The 16618-nt window shown below is 35.0% G+C and carries 18 protein-coding genes; 9 read left to right on the forward strand and 9 right to left on the reverse strand.

The annotated features are described in order from the left end of the window. Nucleotides 1-6: 6 nt before the first annotated feature. From fliD to BS85_RS0100590, 4 genes are read left to right on the forward strand one after another with little or no spacing between them, the layout of a single operon-like run. Nucleotides 7-2070 (forward strand): flagellar filament capping protein FliD, encoded by a 2064-nt coding sequence (fliD, locus tag BS85_RS0100575; RefSeq protein WP_026943077.1) that lies wholly within the window; start codon nt 7-9, stop codon nt 2068-2070. A 15-nt stretch (nt 2071-2085) separates the two neighbouring features. Next, entirely contained in the window at nt 2086-2463 is a 378-nt protein-coding gene (gene fliS / locus BS85_RS0100580) for a flagellar export chaperone FliS (protein WP_026943078.1), read from the forward strand. Beyond that, complete coding sequence (locus BS85_RS0100585) at nt 2450-2704, forward strand: hypothetical protein (RefSeq protein ID WP_026943079.1); 255 nt, start codon at nt 2450-2452, stop codon at nt 2702-2704. The genes fliS and BS85_RS0100585 overlap by 14 nt, the downstream gene beginning before the upstream one ends. 36 nt (nt 2705-2740) lie before the next feature. After that, the gene (locus BS85_RS0100590; protein WP_026943080.1) at nt 2741-3640 is read left to right on the forward strand and encodes a DUF2156 domain-containing protein; all 900 of its coding nucleotides are present in this window, start codon (nt 2741-2743) and stop codon (nt 3638-3640) included. 116 nt (nt 3641-3756) lie between these two features. Here BS85_RS0100590 and BS85_RS0100595 read toward each other — a convergent pair whose 3' ends face one another. From BS85_RS0100595 to BS85_RS0100635, 9 genes are read right to left on the reverse strand one after another with little or no spacing between them, the layout of a single operon-like run. Next, nucleotides 3757-4515 carry an OmpA family protein gene (locus BS85_RS0100595; RefSeq protein ID WP_026943081.1) on the reverse strand — a complete coding sequence of 253 codons (759 nt, stop codon included), beginning with the start codon at nt 4513-4515 and terminating at the stop codon, nt 3757-3759. Then, the gene (locus BS85_RS0100600) at nt 4515-7169 is read right to left on the reverse strand and encodes a synaptonemal complex protein 1 (RefSeq protein ID WP_245596248.1); all 2655 of its coding nucleotides are present in this window, start codon (nt 7167-7169) and stop codon (nt 4515-4517) included. The genes BS85_RS0100595 and BS85_RS0100600 overlap by 1 nt, the downstream gene beginning before the upstream one ends. A 33-nt stretch (nt 7170-7202) precedes the next feature. Continuing rightward, nucleotides 7203-7385 carry a hypothetical protein gene (locus BS85_RS0100605; protein WP_026943083.1) on the reverse strand — a complete coding sequence of 61 codons (183 nt, stop codon included), beginning with the start codon at nt 7383-7385 and terminating at the stop codon, nt 7203-7205. A gap of 11 nt (nt 7386-7396) precedes the next feature. Beyond that, the gene (gene exbD / locus BS85_RS0100610) at nt 7397-7786 is read right to left on the reverse strand and encodes a TonB system transport protein ExbD (RefSeq protein WP_026943084.1); all 390 of its coding nucleotides are present in this window, start codon (nt 7784-7786) and stop codon (nt 7397-7399) included. Beyond that, nucleotides 7786-8235 carry a TonB-system energizer ExbB gene (gene exbB / locus BS85_RS0100615; RefSeq protein WP_026943085.1) on the reverse strand — a complete coding sequence of 150 codons (450 nt, stop codon included), beginning with the start codon at nt 8233-8235 and terminating at the stop codon, nt 7786-7788. The genes exbD and exbB overlap by 1 nt, the downstream gene beginning before the upstream one ends. Before the next feature lie 9 nt (nt 8236-8244). Then, nucleotides 8245-8703, reverse strand: a complete 459-nt coding sequence (gene smpB / locus BS85_RS0100620) for an SsrA-binding protein SmpB (RefSeq protein WP_026943086.1) — start codon at nt 8701-8703, stop codon at nt 8245-8247. Beyond that, nucleotides 8703-9551 (reverse strand): 4-(cytidine 5'-diphospho)-2-C-methyl-D-erythritol kinase, encoded by an 849-nt coding sequence (locus BS85_RS0100625; protein WP_051604613.1) that lies wholly within the window; start codon nt 9549-9551, stop codon nt 8703-8705. Before BS85_RS0100625 ends, smpB begins: the two co-directional genes overlap by 1 nt. Before the next feature lie 5 nt (nt 9552-9556). Further along, the gene (csrA, locus tag BS85_RS0100630) at nt 9557-9793 is read right to left on the reverse strand and encodes a carbon storage regulator CsrA (protein WP_026943088.1); all 237 of its coding nucleotides are present in this window, start codon (nt 9791-9793) and stop codon (nt 9557-9559) included. Beyond that, the gene (locus BS85_RS0100635) at nt 9787-10629 is read right to left on the reverse strand and encodes a pseudouridine synthase family protein (protein ID WP_026943089.1); all 843 of its coding nucleotides are present in this window, start codon (nt 10627-10629) and stop codon (nt 9787-9789) included. Before BS85_RS0100635 ends, csrA begins: the two co-directional genes overlap by 7 nt. Before the next feature lie 74 nt (nt 10630-10703). Here BS85_RS0100635 and BS85_RS0100640 point away from each other — a divergent pair, with 74 nt between their 5' ends. The 5 genes from BS85_RS0100640 (at nt 10704) to hisC (ending at nt 16617) form a co-directional block, all read left to right on the forward strand. After that, a complete protein-coding gene (locus BS85_RS0100640; protein ID WP_026943090.1) occupies nt 10704-11147 on the forward strand; it encodes a hypothetical protein in 444 nt (147 codons plus the stop codon). Nucleotides 11148-11150: 3 nt separating this feature from the next. Then, nucleotides 11151-12275 carry a hydrogenase formation protein HypD gene (hypD, locus tag BS85_RS0100645; RefSeq protein WP_026943091.1) on the forward strand — a complete coding sequence of 375 codons (1125 nt, stop codon included), beginning with the start codon at nt 11151-11153 and terminating at the stop codon, nt 12273-12275. Beyond that, entirely contained in the window at nt 12235-13962 is a 1728-nt protein-coding gene (locus BS85_RS0100650) for an AAA domain-containing protein (protein WP_245596249.1), read from the forward strand. Before hypD ends, BS85_RS0100650 begins: the two co-directional genes overlap by 41 nt. Before the next feature lie 41 nt (nt 13963-14003). Beyond that, on the forward strand, nt 14004-15440 hold the full coding sequence (locus tag BS85_RS0100655) for a hypothetical protein (RefSeq protein WP_026943093.1): 1437 nt from the start codon (nt 14004-14006) through the stop codon (nt 15438-15440). A gap of 70 nt (nt 15441-15510) precedes the next feature. Continuing rightward, nucleotides 15511-16617 carry a histidinol-phosphate transaminase gene (gene hisC, locus BS85_RS0100660; protein ID WP_026943094.1) on the forward strand — a complete coding sequence of 369 codons (1107 nt, stop codon included), beginning with the start codon at nt 15511-15513 and terminating at the stop codon, nt 16615-16617. Nucleotide 16618 lies beyond the last annotated feature (1 nt).

Below are 16618 nucleotides of genomic sequence, written 5' to 3' on the forward strand. Positions count from 1 at the left end.
ATTATTATGGCTTTAGGATCACAATCTGTATTAGGGATTTCAAGTAACCTAAGTTGGGATGTTATCGAGCAGATGAAAGACAATGATATAAAAAATCAAATCAATCCCATTACAAAAAAAATTGAAGCCAATATGGAGAAACAAACAGAGCTTACATCACTCTTAACAATGATGACTTCTCTGAATACAAATTTCAAAAATTTATCAGATTATAGCACCTTTCAAAAACGTTCTTCCTCTGTGGAAGGTAGTGGTGTCAAGGCAACTGCTGGAGAGGGTTTGGCAATTCAAGATATTAAAATCAATGTCAAACAACTTGCACAAAACGATGTTAATCAAGTGGGTTTGAAATTTGCCTCAAGAGATAGCGTTTTTAGCACAGAAAATACAGCTTTAAACTTCTATCACAATGGCACAAATTACAGCATTGACATTAAAGCAGGTATGAGTGTAGCAGAAGTCGGACAAGCCATTACCGATAAAACCAATGGTGCGGTGATGGGTATCATTATGAAAACAGGTGGAGACAACCCCTATCAACTGATGATTCAAAGCAAAGATTCTGGTGCGCAAAACAAAATCTATTTTGGTAGCACATTAGAGAGTGCCGCAATGCCGGGCGGACAACTCACAAGCGGAACGCTAAAGATTGAAATTGGCGGTCAAGCAGTGGAAGTGGATTTATCCCAAGTTGGAAGCAAGATAGGAAACAATGCCGAAGACAACGCTAAGGCTGTTTTAGAGGTAATTAACAACAAAATCAACACCGATCCTAGCCTTTCTGACTTAAAAGACAAGATCGCAAGTGGTGAGATTACTATTGGTTTAAATAGCACAGGCAAAGGTTTGCTTTTAAATGATGCTAAAGGCAACGACATTAATGTAACCGTTACAGATGCGAAAATGAAACCTGCTGATGGAGTGGGCGAAGTCGATACCGACTTAGGTTTTGTGAAAACTTCTGCAGGAAGTGGAAATACAATTCAAGGGAAAAATGTTGTTGCGGGGCAATTAAGTGGTAGCCTTACAATCAATGGTGAAAAAATTGACTTAAGCGCAATCAATCAAGGCACAGGTGCTGCGAATGCTCAAAAAATTGCCGATTTGATTAATAACAATGCGAATTTGCAAGGCAAAGTCTCTGCAGAAGTTAAGGATGGAAAATTGGCTCTCAAAAGTGTAGATGGTAGCGCAATAAGAATCGGTGCAGAGGGCGCAACAGACGCAGATAAAAAGAAAACTTTGGATTCTATTGGGCTAACAGAGGGAAGCTATACATCAAGCAAAAGCTTTTTAGAGAAAATGGATCTTACCAATATCCAAAACGCGCAAAATGCAAAATTCACTTACAATGGCATTGAAGTAGAACGCGATAAAAACAGCTTTGATGATGTGGTTTCAGGACTCTCTTTGGAACTTACTGCTGTAACAGAGGCAAACAAAGATGTCATTGTCCGAATCACGCGTGATGATAGTGGAATCGCAGAGGAAATGGAAAAGTTTGTAGAAAACTACAATGCAATGTATAACAAAATCACGGAGTTGATGAAATACGATGAGGACACTAAAGTTGCGGGTGTTTTTAATGGCAACAGCGACATTAGGCAGATTGTGAGACAATTTAATAGCATTATCTCCTCTAACGATGTCAATGGCAATAACCTCGTAAAATATGGAATCTACTTCAATGATGATGGCACATTGAAAATGGATAAAGAGAAATTTAACTCTGCATTTAAAGAAGATCCAGACGCTGCGGTGTCTTTCTTTAGAAGCGCAACTAGCACAATTAGAGGTGAGGAAACAGAAGTAGATGGAGTCTTTACAAAGCTCCGCACTACAATGGATAAACTCATCACAGGGAGCAACTCTACATTAAAGCTTTTAGAAACTTCTCTTGTAGATGAGCAAAAAACCCTCAATGAGGATAAAACCAAGACGCAAGAAAGCATTGATACGCGCTATGATATGATGGCAGAGAAATGGTCAGCGTATGACCAACTCATTGCCAAAACACAGCAACAAGCACAAACGGTTCAGAATATGATTCAATCAATGTATTCAAACTAATAAAGGATTAAAAAGATGAAAAGTAGTTTAGCCTACAATTCTTATCAGCAAAACTCTGTTGCGGTGGAATCCCCAGCAAAGCTTGTAGAAATGCTTTATGAAGGGATTTTGCGTTTTGCTTCTATGGCAAAACGTTGTATTGACTCTCAAGATATTGAGAAAAAGATTTATTATATCAATCGCACCACAGATATTTTTGTGGAGCTTTTAAATTCGCTTGATTATGAAAAGGGTGGGCAAGTTGCCCATTATCTAACAGGGCTTTATACACACCAAATAAAGCTCCTTACTCAAGCAAATATGGAAAACAACAAAGAAAAAATTGACATCGTGATTAAAGTAGTCAAGGGATTACTTGAAGCGTGGAAAGAGGTAAATCATGAATTGGCTTAATGAACTTAAAGTGGCATACTTAAATAAAAACGACAACAAATTAAACGAGCTTTTAGATAATACACCGATTCTAAAAACGCGTGATGAAATGTTTGAAGCCCTAGCAATTATGGAGCAAATTACAGAATACGCAAAAGCACAAAGGGAAAGATTAGGCGTTGAAATGCGCAAACTTAAACAAACCAAAAATTTCTTTCCTCAACAAGAAAATAGTGCGCAAAGGCTTAATATTTCTTTTTAATTGCTATAATACCTTTTTCAATTAAAAGGAATATAAATGCAATGGAAACCGATTGATATTGAAGATAAGGAGTTACTTACTAGCTTCTTTGCTTCACACGATATTCTTGTTTCAGACCTTACCTTTACAAATCTCTATCTTTGGCATTATGCGCGTCATATTAGTTGGGCGATTCTAAATGATTGCTTAATCGTTAAAACCCAATATCCCAACGAAAACCCTTTTATATTTTATCCAATCCATAAACAAAATAATTTAGAAAGCAAAAAACAAACGATTCTGCAATTACAAGAAATCTGCAAAGCAAAAGGTTTGACTTTTTCTATCCATTCCTTAAGCGAAGCGGATAAAGCGGAGTTGGAATCCCTTATTCCTGATAAATTTGACTTCATCTATCGTGAAGATAGGAGCGATTATATCTATTCTACCCCTGAACTCATTGAGCTAAAGGGCAAAAAATATCATAAAAAAAAGACACATTTAAATCGTTTTATGGAACGTTACGCCTTTAGCTATGAGGAGCTAGATTCTAACAATCTTGAGGAGCTTATTTTAACTTATCAAAATTGGTTTGGCAAAATTAGCGATGACGCAAGTGATGGTTTGCGCAACGAATATGTGGGTATTATAGAATCCCTAAAGGAATTTCATAATCTTGATTTTAAAGGCGGAATCTTGCGCGTAGAGGGGAAAATCATCGCCTTTAGCTTCGGAGAACCACTTAATAAGGACACTGCAGTAATCCATATTGAAAAAGCCGACATTGAATATCAAGGGGCTTATCAGGCTATTAATCGTGAATTTTTAGCACACACTTGGAGTGCCTATTCTCTTGTAAATCGCGAGGAAGATTTGGGGATTGAGGGATTAAGAAAGGCAAAACAATCTTACCAACCTCTTTATTTACAAAAGAAGTTTGATGCGGTTTGGAAATAGGATTCCATAGGCAAAGCAAATTTTATAGAAATAAGAATTTCACGCCTAAAGAGCTTCACAATGACACAAAGCAAATCACTTCGTCATTGCGAGGCAAAACTATGAATAAAAACAGCCTACTCTTTGTTCTCAAGTATTTCTTGCGGTTCTGTATTTTGCGATTCTTGATTGATATTTAAAATTTTAAGAATCTTTTGATTGCTTTTCGTTAATGCTTTAAACTCCACTCTACGCGAAAGTTCAGGCGTCTCCAAAGGCTTAGCAAAAGATAATCCATTGGCGCGCAAAACACTAATAAGCCATTGTTTTTGGGCGTCAATTCGCTTATTACTAAAACAATACTTTAAAACCTCCAATGCTCTTGCTTGTGAAAGTTCCGCATTACCCAAATAACGCGATTCTAGTGTATTGGCATTTTGCCATTCTGTTGAAGTGTGTCCCTCAATACGAATCTCCTCAATATCCTGCTTATATTTCTCTTGACTTAGAATCTTAATATAACGAGGAAAAAAATCATCTAAAATCTCTTGAAATCTTGTCTTGACTTGCTTTTGCCCCTGGTCAAACAAAATATCTGGTTCTTTAAAGCGCACCGTATTGTCTGTATCAATTTCAGCATTCCAACGTTCCAAATTTGTAGAAAATTCAGAAATTAAATCTTGATAAAGATCTGTTTGTAAATCTTTATGTGTCTTTGCTATATCACTCATCTGTCGGTTTAATTCCAAAAGCTCCGCATTTTGTATCGCAAGTTTTTTTTCTGTTTTACTAATAACAACCATATAAGAAACAGCGATAAGCAAAAAAATCATCATTACTCCTGCCATCATATCAGAAATACTAATCCATTCATTGCCTTTATAAGAATTTGCCATTAACCCCTAGCCCCCATTAATTCACGGATTCTACGCAAAAACCATTCATAGTCTTGACGGAATCCTAGAGTAATATTTGAAAGTGCCCCATCTAAATCGCCAAGAGATTTACAAAGATTTTCATTGAGATTAGAAGTTTGATTGAGAGAAGTTGCAATATTGGTTTGTATGATTTTTAAAATTGTATCAATCTCTTTGCGGTTATTCTCTAGCGATAAATGAGTTTTTGTCAGCGCATCGCTTAGATTTTTTTGCAATTTATTAAACTCATTAAGAAGCTCTACACTTGCATTTTTAGGAGTCTCTATGCTTTGTTTTGTGAGAATTTCAAGAGTAGCAAGATAACTCTTTGCCATTTCAGATAAAGTTGTTTTGATATTTTTGTCCAAAGCATTAAAACTTGTCATTACCTCTTTTGTGTGAGATTGTAATTGTGCATTACTTGCTTGCAATAAATTATTCGCTAAATTTTCAGAGTTTGCCAAGACTTTTTGAGCATTACTTTCAAAGCCCTGCGCAATATTTCTTAAACATATTTGTAAGTCTTGTTCTAATTTTTGGTGTGTTTCCAAGCTTGTTTTTTGAGTATTTTGCGATAATGTCGTTAAATGCGTCTGATAAGCATTGGTTGTATTTTTCAAAAACGCACTCAAAGATTCCAAAGCATTCTTATAAGATTCGCCAAAGCTACTACGTATTTGATTTTGAATCTCTACATTATGGTTTTGGCTTTCTTTGTGCATTAGAACTAGGCTTTGATTAAACTCATTGACATTTTTTGTCATTAAATCCTGCAAGTTTTGGCTATGTGTTTGGTTTTGCTTTAGCAAACTTGTTACGCTCGTTCCAATTTCGTCGGTAGTTTTTGCCAAATTATCCCTTAAACTCTCATTGAAACTTTGGAATCCCTCTTGTATATTTTTTGTGCTTTCCTTAAAGGAATCCATTAATGTTTGATTGGTATGTATTAGAGATTCTTCAATGTTTTGTGTGCTTTGACTTAGAGTATTTGCAGTATCATTAAGCAAAGAATCCAAAGATTTGGTGGTAGTAAGCATAGAACTCTCTATCTCTTTGCTAAGAATAGTTAAAGTCTCTTTAGAATCTTTGAAGTTTTCCTCTAAAGTTTTTGTAGTATTTCCTAGAAGTTTATCAAAATTCAATACGGCATTTGCAATGTGTTGCTCTAATGTATCGGAATTTTTCACTAGATTCTTTTGTGTTTGTTCACCCAATTCTTGTAAATTGCGACTTGCTTTTTCTAGTGCGCTTTCCATTTCTTGTGAATGTCGCAAGAGGACTTCATCGCTTCGCTTACTTTGCTCCTCCACCAACAACAAAGACTCTTTTTGTGCATTCTCTAATGTATCCAAATTCTCTTCAAAGCTTTCTTTCACCTCATCTAATCGTTCTTTAATGCTGCTTTGTATTTGGGTTATCATCTCCAAATTTTTATGTTTTAATGTAGAATCACTCTCTATCAAGGAATCCATAAAATCTTGGGTTTTTGTTTTAAGGGATTCCAATGCGCATTCCAAATTTTCCTTATTTTGCTCCAAATAAGCACGATTGAACTCACTAAAGGATGTCTGCAAAGCATTTAATTGCTCAAATTGTTTTTGTGTGTCCTCTTCTATTGCCTTGAAACTATTTTCTAATATTTCTTGTGTATTTTCTTGGTGTGTTTTTACGCTTTTTGTCAAGAAATCTTGCACTTCCCCTAAAGATTCTTTAGTGTATTCTAGTGCTTGTGTGTGTGTATGTTGTAGATTCTGGCTTAAACTTTCCACACTTCCAAGAGCCTTGTTTGCATTTTCGTGCATTTTTTCAAATCCCTGCAAGAGGTGTGAAAGTTTTTCATTCTCTATTCTTGAAGCCTCAATGCTATGGGCTAAGGCAGTATAAACCTCTAAAACTTCTGCATTGCGCATAGCGACTGCTTCTAGGGATTCTTTTGTGGATTCAAAAAGTTTTAATGTGTTTTTAAGGCTTGAATCTAGCCCCACGATAGAATCCTTATAATTACTTTGCCATAAAATCATCTGCGCCACTGCATTATTTAACTCTTTAAAATTATCCCCAAACTGGTCTGTAATTCTCTGATTAAAATCCCTAATAACCCCCTCAAGCGCAGAAATTAACTCCTTAGACGCTCCTTGTGCAAGATGGTGCATTGCCTCTTTTAATGCAAGATTTGTTTTTGCAAAATAATCCTCTAAAACTTTAAAATTGTTTGCCTGTTGTTGCGAATAGGCTTTTTGAAATTCTATTTGAGTTTGGTTTTGCGCCACAATTTCTTGTAATCTATCTAATTTATCCAACTTCCCTGCTTGTAAAGAGAAATAATCTAGCATATTTTCAAAATCCGTTTTTACCGCTTTGCTTTTTTGCAGAATAGAAAGCAAAATCGCTAATGCCATCCCCAAAATAGAAGTATAAAACGCTGTCTTTAATCCTGCAAGGAGAGAAGGGACAGAGTTTTCTACATTGCTTACATCAAAATCCTGCAAACCAACAAAAATCCCAACAAATGTCCCCAAAACCCCTGTACTCATAATAATAGATTTAAAATCACGATGTTTTTGTTTGCCATAACTTTGATAATCCCAAAAGGCAAGCGCAAACATAAACGCAGTAAAAATTAAATTAATCATTAGATTCTCCATTTTTCTCCCTTTATTCTGATATTATCTTTTTTTATTGTTTCTTTTTTGCACATCAAAACGTTCATCTTCTAGCCAATCGGGCTTTTGAATCTGAGAATTTTTGCGATTTGCTAGATAGAGAGCAAACCGAATAGCTAAAACAATAACCATAAAAGTAACTATAGCTGAAATAATCATAGATAAATCATAGCTTTCTCTAAACATTAATTATTCCTTTATTGACTTTGCTCCACTTGTACATCTACATTTTCGTGTCCAGTGGAACTTAAAACCCCTACTAAAGCAACAAATTTTTCAAAAGTGCTTTTTTGATCTCCACGCAATAAAATAGGTGTTTCTTTGGGCATTTTTACTATCTCATTTTGGATAGTTTCTAAATCCATTGGCGTTTTATCTAAATAATATTGTCCTTGTGCATCAATAGTGATTTCAACATTCTTTAAGGGTTGTGTAATCTTATCAGAACCTTGTGCCTTTGGAATTGCAATGGGAATCTTGCCTTGTGCAATAAAAGTTGCGCTTGTTAAAACAATCACTAGCAAAACAAGCATAATATCAATAAAAGGCACAATGTTGATATTATCCATTCTCTTAAAATTTCTCATTATGCGCCTTTATTTTGTTTATTTTCTTGCATAATTTCCCATTGCGCTATCAAAACCTCACTTTTACGCATTAGCAGATTATAAAACACGATACTTGGAATCGCAACAAGCAATCCACCAGCTGTGGCTTGTAATGCTAGCGCAAGCCCTGTCATAATGTTTGCCGTATCCACCATACCAGATTGTCCAATCTGAACAAAAGTAATGATGATTCCAAACACGGTTCCCAAAAGCCCTACATAAGGAGCATTTGAGCCAATCGTAGCAATCAAAGTAAGATTCTTTGAAAGATCTATTTCCAATTCTGTTTTATTAGTATAAAGCACGAGTTTAATGTATTTATAAAACAACAACCTCTCCAAAGTTGCCCAAAGTGCCACAACACTCATTAGTGCCAAAACGCCAATCACTCCATATTCTACTATTTCTTTTAAAGACAATTCAGACATTATTTTTCCTTATTTCCTTTGCATTTCTTTTAAGCTTTGTGCAATTTCTCGTTTTTGGATTTTTTCCTTGAGAGATTCACGTTTGTCGTGTAAATTCTTACCCTTTGCCAAAGCAATTTCTAATTTAGCCCTATTGCGGGAATTAAAATAGAGCTTCAATGCCAAAATACTCATACCAGAGACTTGACTTTTACCAAAGAGTTTATCAATCTCTTTACGGTGTAAAAGTAATCTGCGAGGACGCTTTTCATCGGGCTTGTAGTGCAGATTAGTTGTTGCAAGGGTTGCGATATGCGCTTGAAATAAAAAGGCTTCCCCTTGAATAATTTTTACAAAACTTTCTTTTAAATTCACGCGCCCCGCACGGATAGCTTTCACTTCACTTCCTTTTAATTCAATCCCTGCTTCAAATTTCTCTAAAACAAAAAAATCAAAAGTCGCTTTTTTGTTTGTTGCAATAATTTTCATTACTCTACCTTTGTAGAATCTTTGGATTCCGTTGCATTCACACGCAAAATCTTTTTACGCCAAAAACAACTCCCGCTTCCACTTAAAAATAGATTTTCTTTAACATAAGATTCTAATTGCGGATAGAGCAATAAAACAGCAGCGAGTAAATCATTATTCTCTAAAGCACTCTTTGTAAAAATTTCTTGATTTGCCTTTTTGAGCCAATTTTGACTTTTTATTTGCTTGATTTTTGCTTCTTGATAGAAAGAATCGGAATATTTTTGAAAAACCTTTGCGGTATTGCAAGAAATTTTTGGAATAATAATTTCTACTTCAAAGGGTTCTTGATCGCAGGATTCTACAATTTCTCCCCTACCTTCAACATTAGCAATCTCTAAACCACTCAAAAAAAATGGCACATCACTTCCTACTTGTGCGCCAAGATTCATAAGCGTTTGCTTATCCAAATCTAGCTTTAGTTTTTGATGAATCCCTTGCAAAAAACAAGCCGCATTGGAACTTCCTCCTCCTAAGCCTCCTCCGCTTGGTATTTTTTTATCCACAAGAACCCTTAAATGCTTCAATGCTTCCTTTTGCGATTCCTTTAAATAGGGCAAAAGCAAACGATATGCCTTGTAAATGGTGTTTTGTTGCATAGGACAATCAAAGTTACCCACCACCTCAAAATCCTGCGCACTCCAATCAAAAGTCAATACATCATAAAGGTGAGATACTCTCATAAAGCGGGATTCCAACAAATGATAGTTGATACCATTCACTTGCGTTTTGCCAACAATTTTTAAAAATAAATTGATTTTTGCATAGGATTTATAAGTAGAATCTTGCGTTAAGAAGTCGCAAACCATTATCTTTAAGCTTTCTTTCTAGCTGCCACAAGCTTGTCAAGCACATTTCCTTGCGTTTGTTGCTGAAGGGATTTTTTATTTTCCTCTGAAATAGCCAACTTCAATTCCTCACGCAAAATCAGCAATTCTGGTGGAGCTTCAAAACCAATCTTTACATTGCCTTTATCAATAGAAATTACTTTAATTGTGATATTCTCTCCAATGGTAATACTTTCATTTTCTTTTCTTGATAAAATCAACATAAAGGAATCCTATTTGCTAAATATTTTAAATTTTGGTTTTCGTATGAAATTATAGAGAAAAAATCTTCAAATTGCACTATATATTTTCCAAATTCATTAATTTTCAACATTTTTGGGGAAATTTTTTTACCCTCTTGCACGGCATTGCGCATATTCCAATCGTTGCATAAATTTATTTTTTTAAAAGGCAGAATCTCCAAAGGATTAAGAGCTTTTTCCCCCTCATAGCATAATCCGCCCTCACTAATGCGTTCCAAATAACTAAGAGAACCCTTGCAACCTAGATTCTTTGCTATCAATTCCCCCAATGAGCGGATATAAGCTCCCTCATTCACCCATACTTTAAAGCTAACAAAAGGGTGAGAATAATTTAAAAACTCTATTTTGTTTATCTGCATTGTTTGTTCCTTTAAACTCTCCTCTAGCAGTTTTTCTTCCCCTAATCGCGCTAATTTATACGCTTGGATTCCCCCTATTTTCTTAGCGCTATATTTGGGGGGAATAAAATGGATATTACCGACAAAGGTTTGCAAAAGTGATTCTATTTTATTGTAAGCTTGTTTTGGCACAGATTTGATTTCACGCACATTTTCTAAATCTAAAGAATCACTCTCCATTCCTAGCCAAAGCGTTGCTTGATAAACTTTAGGTGATTTTTCTAAAAATGGAAAAAGCTTGGTGTATTGCCCAAAAGCCACAAGCAATGCACCACAAGCAAAAGGGTCTAAAATTCCACTAAAACCTGCCTTTTTCTCGCCAAAATGCCGCTTAAGAACATTTAAATAATGATTGGAGGAAATAAAAAGTGGTTTTTTTGCGACAAAAATACAATTCAAACTTTAAAATCCTTATTTATTTTGCTAAAATTTGCACTTTAATAAAAATACTTAACAATCAAGAGATTTCATTGATGCAAAACAGAATTTTAACATTTTTTATTTTAAGTATCAGCTTATTTGCTTTTTTAGGTTGCGTCCATTCGCCTTTGGCAAATCCTAATATGCCCTATCCTAAACTAACTTATGCAGAATCGCGCAATACCGACATTGTGCCACAAGATTTTGCAAACACTTTCATCAATCGTTTCAAGATTCTTTATGAACAATCGCCCAACGCCAATCTAAAAGAGGTGCGATTCTATTTTAAAGATTACTACAATGAAGCAAGAGGGGATTTCTCTCCCACCGCTTTATTTAGTTTCACTCCCCGTTACTTGATGCAGCTCAATGTGCAAGTGATAACTTTTTCACATACGCAAAATTTCACACAAAATTATCAAATCCCTGTAATTGGCTTTAACCCACCTTATTCACAAAATTTTGATGGTTTGATTCTAAAAATTTTACAAGAATAAACAATGACGACACAAAACCCCTATATTGATATTTATCGCGATAGTCAAGCCATTACAAGAATCTTTAACGCTTTAAAAATCTTAAGCAAAGATTTAACGCAACCCTTAAAAGTTATGGAGGTTTGCGGTGGGCATACACATACAATTATGAAATACGCTTTGCCCGAGCTTTTGCCAGAAAAAATAGAGTTTGTGCATGGACCGGGTTGCCCTGTGTGCGTAATGCCAAAGAATCGCATTGATTGTGCTTATAAAATTGCAAGTCAAGAAAATGTGATCTTAGTTACTCTTGGCGATATGATTAAAGTACCCGGAAGCTATGGAAGCCTACAAAATGCAAGAGCAAAGGGGCTTGATATAAGATTTGTTTATTCTCCTTTGGAAGTGTTAAGAATCGCACAAGAAAATCCAACCAAACAAGTTGTGTATTTTGCCATTGGCTTTGAAACCACCACTCCAATGTCTGCTGCATTACTAGAACGTCTGATTTCCCTAAAGATTCACAATGTTTCTTTACATATTAACCACGTGCTTGTGCCACCTCCGCTTGAAACAATTTTAAGTGCGCCAAATTGTAAAATCAACGCACTATTAGCCCCTTCCCATGTAAGCGTAATCACAGGTTCTAACATTTACCAACCCTTATTAAAAAAATTTAAGATTCCCATTGTTATTTGCGGATTTGAACCTTTAGATGTGGGGGAAAGCCTATTGAGTATCGTTCAGCAAGTTTTAAATAAATCCCCTCAAGTGGAGACGCAATATGCGCGTAGCGTAACAACACAAGGCAATCAAAAAGCACAAGAGCTTGTTGAAAAATATTTTGAACTAGATGATAGTTTTTATTGGCGCGGACTTGGGGAAATTCCGCATTCTTCTTTACAACTAAAGGAAAAATATGCAGATTATGACGCAAGCATTCTTTTCAAAAAACACTTGGGAGGAATCGCAAAAGAGGAACATAAAGGTTGCTTGTGTGGGGAGATTTTAAAGGGCAATAAAAAACCTTTTGATTGTAAGCTTTTTGGTATTTCTTGCACACCACAAAATCCATTGGGTAGTTGTATGGTAAGCAGTGAAGGAGCGTGTGCAGCATATTACAAATATCAAGGAATCCGTCCTGTTTAAACTAGATTTAAAAGCACAAAATTTTTTAATCCAAGCAGCAGAAAACTATTTAGAATATATGCAAACCTACGATAAAGGGCTTGAAATCATCAAACTGCAAAATGTTTCGAAAGATATTTTTGGATTATGTTTGCAACTAGAATATAGACTCAAAAGTATTGAAAGCTTGATTCTCCGCACTCCATTAGGGGATTTTGTTTTAGAAAAAGAATCCGAAGAACACATTAGCATTGTTGCTTATGATGAAAAATCTAAAACTCTTAGTCTTAGTATGAGTGAAAATCTTTGCGAGGAATTATTTAAACAAAGGGAATCTCTGCAACTTATTTCAGATTTGAAATTTCTCGTTCAAAATGTCATTCACTTTTACTCCCAAGAATATTCTTTACAACTCCCTACGATTCCTCCTTCTTTAAAGCCCAATATTGACGCATTACAAGAACTTCAAATGCCACCACATTCAGAACAACTCAACGCCCTTAAAGGAATCTTTGAAAATCCATTGTGCTATATTTGGGGTGCTGCTGGTAGCGGCAAAACCAAAGTAGTATTATTACACGCTCTTGCTTTTTATCTCAAGGCAAATATGAAAATTGCAATTCTTGCACCCACCAATAACGCATTGGAGCAATGTTTAGAAACTTTAATCGTGAATTTAGAAAAAACAGGGATTGAAACTTCTAAAATACTAAGACTTGGCACACCAAGCCAAAACTTTTATCAAAATTTTCCTAAAAATTGTGATTTATTGTTAGAAAATAAGGTGGTAGATTATAAAAAATCCTTGCAAGATGCCTTAGTGATTGCAATGACTTTGGATACTTTCTTGCGTAGAAGCGATTTGCACTCCATAGATTTTAAGCATTTTTTTGTTGATGAAGCAGGATTCTCTCCACTCATTAAAACCTTGCCTCTTTGTGCGTTTAATAAACCTATTACACTCTTAGGAGACCACAAACAATTACAACCTATCTGTATCGTAAGTTCCTCCGATACAAAACAGCCACAATGGAATCTTTCAAAATTTTGGCAATATTCCTCACTCTTTATAGAAAAATTCTTTCACGTCTCAAAAGATTCCAAAAGCAAAGCTTTTTCCTTTTTGGATTCTGCTTCACCCACTGAAAATCCCTTTATCACAAAAACTTTCCCCTTAACACAAACTTATCGTTATGGCGATAATCTTGCACAATTACTCAACCATTACATTTATAAAAACAACCTGCAAGGATTAAATACCCACACATATTTATATTGTTTGGATACTGCAACAATGCCACCAGTGCAATCTTTAGATAAGGCAAACTACAATGAAGCGGTGCAATGCTGCAAACTAGCATATGAGCTACTAACGGCAAAACAAGACTTTGCGATTTTAACCCCCTTTGTCAATCAACGTCAATTAATCCTAAAAACAATGCCATCACTCTATAAAGAGGAATGTGTTTTTACAATCCATTCTTCTCAAGGACAAGAGTTTGATTATGTGCTTTTTTCTCCTGTCATCTTGCATTATCATCTAAATGATTCTAACAACCAAAACGCACTTTTTGCGCTTAATGTAGCATTTTCTCGCGCAAGAAAAGGAATTGTTTTGATTTGTCATAAAACCTATTGGCTTCAGCAAAAACATCAACTTTTGAGTGATTTAGTCAAGATTGCAAAGCCTTATGTGAAGTTTTTTTGATATAATCAAAATTTATTATAAAAAATATAGGACATTTTAGAATGAATGGTTTTTTGGTTGGATTAAATGCGCAAACAAAACGCGGTTTGATTGAACAAGCACACAATAAACGCCGTTTTGAATTTGATTTGCACTTATGGGACGGAGATTTAAAGGAAATCTCACCTAATATGGAGGTAGAATTTGAGCTAACAGAGGATGCAAAACAAATTCGTGTCGTGCGTCCCAAAAAATCTCCTCAAGAAGAATTTGTAATCCACCAAACCAAAAGCATTAAAGATTGTATTTATGATTATTTTGGCGGTACTGAAAATCTCATTAAGCGTTATGAAAAGGAGATTCAATCCACCAAAGAATTGGATTTTTTACGCATTAAACGATTCTTATTTACCGCATATAATGACCTTTTTGAGCTAGATAGCACGATTCAAAATTCTGCTTTAAGTAGTCTAAAATCTGAACTTGGAAAACTAGATAAAGAATATGAATCCTTTATCAAAAAATCCTCCTACCCTCCACAATATTCCTATGAAAAAATCTTTCTTGCGCGTCAAATAGAGTTTGTTAAAAACGAAGAATTAATCCAAACAACCCAATCCATCATTAAAAGCACATCAATCCAACAAGCTTCTATGGGACAAGCGTTAAAAAATATGGAAAGTCAATTTGCCGCACGCAATGATACAAGTAGCGCAAGTTATATTCAAGCACAAAACAATTTAAAGAATTTTCGCAAAAGATATGTAGATTTATTGCATTATCTCTCACAGCAAAAAGAAAAATTAGTCAAAATTACCAAAGCAGGAGAGGAATTTTCAGAGAAATTTTTTGAACCATTTTTAAAAAATTATTTACCACTCACAAAAGAGTTAAAACAAGATTTCATTAAACTTTTAAATGTCAAAGCGCACGATTTGGATTTTTTGTTATGGAAAAGGGCAAAACGAAGTTTAAGTGTCCGGAGATTCTTTATTGAAGCTGGTATTACAGGCACTTACAGCTCAAAAACATTTTTAAAATATTTTTTACGCAGCTTAGACCACAGCAAGATTCGCAAAGAAACAAAGGGGCTTTTTGATTTGTTAAAATATCTTGAAGCCCTCTCCAAAAAAAATATTTTACTAATCCAAAATGACCCAAAAGATAGTAAAAACTACAAAGAACATCTTAAAAATTTTGATAGCGAGTTACAAATTTCTACTTCTAACGATCCACGCGATAATCTTCGCCTCTCTAGCCCAAAGGAGTTTCATATTGTCATAATGGAATGGGAAGTGAAAGAAATGAGTCTTTTAAGCTTCAGGCAAAAATACATTGAGCTTTTTAAAGATTCCGTTGGCATACCGATATTTTGCGCAATGATTCCAAAAGGAATGAACGAAAAAACCCTACAAGACGCTAGGCAAGAAGGAATTTCCTATTTTGTGATTCAAGGCAATGTAGATCAATTTATTGATATGATGCGTATGATTTTGTAAAATTTTGCGCAACCTTTGGTTAAATTTTGCTACAATAGCAAAATTATTTTTACTTTGCAGGGTATTAAAAATGACTTTTAACTCTATGCTTGATTCTATTCAAACTTATGAAGCAGGAAAGCCTATTGATCTTGTTGTTAGAGAGTTTGGAATCGCAGAAAATGAAGTGGTAAAACTCGCTTCTAATGAGAATCCTCTAGGTGCTAGTCCAAAGGCGATAGAGGCGATTATCACAAACGCTTGTAATGCACATTTGTATCCTGACGATTCTATGTTTGCGCTCAAAGAAGCATTAGGAAAGCATTATGGTGTGCAAAGCAATGAAATCATCATTGGTTCAGGAAGCGATCAAATCATTGAATTTTGTATTCACGCTAAAGCAAATCCAAAGAGTAAAATCTTAATGGCAAGAACGACTTTTGCAATGTATGAAGTCTATGCCAAAGCCGTAGGAGCGCAAGTTGTTCGCACCCCAAGCCACGAACATAATTTACAAGAGTTTTTGAGTGCTTATCAAACCCATAAACCTGACATTGTCTTTCTTTGCGTTCCAAATAACCCTTTAGGAGAATGCTTAGAATCCAAAGAGGTTTTTGAATTATTAAAACAAATAGATTCTAATTGTTTGGTAGTGATTGATGGTGCATACCAAGAATTTGCAAAGGCAAAAGATTCCAACAAAGCAATCTGCCCTAAAAACCTTACAGAAATGTTTCCTAATGCAATTTATTTAGGGACATTTTCTAAAGCCTATGGATTAGGCGGAATGCGCGTAGGGTATGGAATCGCAAAACAAGAGATTATCCAATCTCTTTTAAAGCTACGCCCTCCTTTTAATATTACAACTTTGTCTCTAGCAGCCGCACTTGAAGCATTAAAAGATCAAAAACACATAGAAAAGAGTATCCAAAATAACCTTACTCAAATGCCTTTATTTGAAAGATTCGCCACAGAAAAGGGATTCAAATACACTCCAAGCTATACAAACTTTATCACTTATTATTTTGAATCCCCATTGGATTCTACGCAAATTGCAGATTATTTATTACAAAAAGGTATGATTATTAGAAATCTGTCCTCCTATGGCTTAAATGCAATCCGCATTACATTAGGCACAGAGGAGCAAAATAAAAAGTTTTTTATGTTATTTCAACAATATTTAGAAAATAGGAACTAAC

The organism is Helicobacter rodentium ATCC 700285 (assembly GCF_000687535.1).
GTDB lineage: Bacteria > Campylobacterota > Campylobacteria > Campylobacterales > Helicobacteraceae > Helicobacter_D > Helicobacter_D rodentium.

What these genes read in the sequence shown, in the direction of transcription:
- hypD (WP_026943091.1), top strand. Translation starts at nt 11,151, where the DNA reads ATGACGACACAAAACCCCTATATTGATATTTATCGCGATAGTCAAGCC.
- smpB (WP_026943086.1), bottom strand. Translation starts at nt 8,703, where the DNA reads ATGAAAATTATTGCAACAAACAAAAAAGCGACTTTTGATTTTTTTGTT.
- BS85_RS0100655 (WP_026943093.1), top strand. Translation starts at nt 14,004, where the DNA reads ATGAATGGTTTTTTGGTTGGATTAAATGCGCAAACAAAACGCGGTTTG.
- BS85_RS0100625 (WP_051604613.1), bottom strand. Translation starts at nt 9,551, where the DNA reads ATGGTTTGCGACTTCTTAACGCAAGATTCTACTTATAAATCCTATGCA.
- csrA (WP_026943088.1), bottom strand. Translation starts at nt 9,793, where the DNA reads ATGTTGATTTTATCAAGAAAAGAAAATGAAAGTATTACCATTGGAGAG.
- BS85_RS0100595 (WP_026943081.1), bottom strand. Translation starts at nt 4,515, where the DNA reads ATGGCAAATTCTTATAAAGGCAATGAATGGATTAGTATTTCTGATATG.
- BS85_RS0100640 (WP_026943090.1), top strand. Translation starts at nt 10,704, where the DNA reads ATGCAAAACAGAATTTTAACATTTTTTATTTTAAGTATCAGCTTATTT.
- BS85_RS0100605 (WP_026943083.1), bottom strand. Translation starts at nt 7,385, where the DNA reads ATGTTTAGAGAAAGCTATGATTTATCTATGATTATTTCAGCTATAGTT.
- BS85_RS0100585 (WP_026943079.1), top strand. Translation starts at nt 2,450, where the DNA reads ATGAATTGGCTTAATGAACTTAAAGTGGCATACTTAAATAAAAACGAC.
- exbB (WP_026943085.1), bottom strand. Translation starts at nt 8,235, where the DNA reads ATGTCTGAATTGTCTTTAAAAGAAATAGTAGAATATGGAGTGATTGGC.
- fliS (WP_026943078.1), top strand. Translation starts at nt 2,086, where the DNA reads ATGAAAAGTAGTTTAGCCTACAATTCTTATCAGCAAAACTCTGTTGCG.
- exbD (WP_026943084.1), bottom strand. Translation starts at nt 7,786, where the DNA reads ATGAGAAATTTTAAGAGAATGGATAATATCAACATTGTGCCTTTTATT.
- BS85_RS0100590 (WP_026943080.1), top strand. Translation starts at nt 2,741, where the DNA reads ATGCAATGGAAACCGATTGATATTGAAGATAAGGAGTTACTTACTAGC.
- BS85_RS0100600 (WP_245596248.1), bottom strand. Translation starts at nt 7,169, where the DNA reads ATGATTAATTTAATTTTTACTGCGTTTATGTTTGCGCTTGCCTTTTGG.
- fliD (WP_026943077.1), top strand. Translation starts at nt 7, where the DNA reads ATGGCTTTAGGATCACAATCTGTATTAGGGATTTCAAGTAACCTAAGT.
- hisC (WP_026943094.1), top strand. Translation starts at nt 15,511, where the DNA reads ATGACTTTTAACTCTATGCTTGATTCTATTCAAACTTATGAAGCAGGA.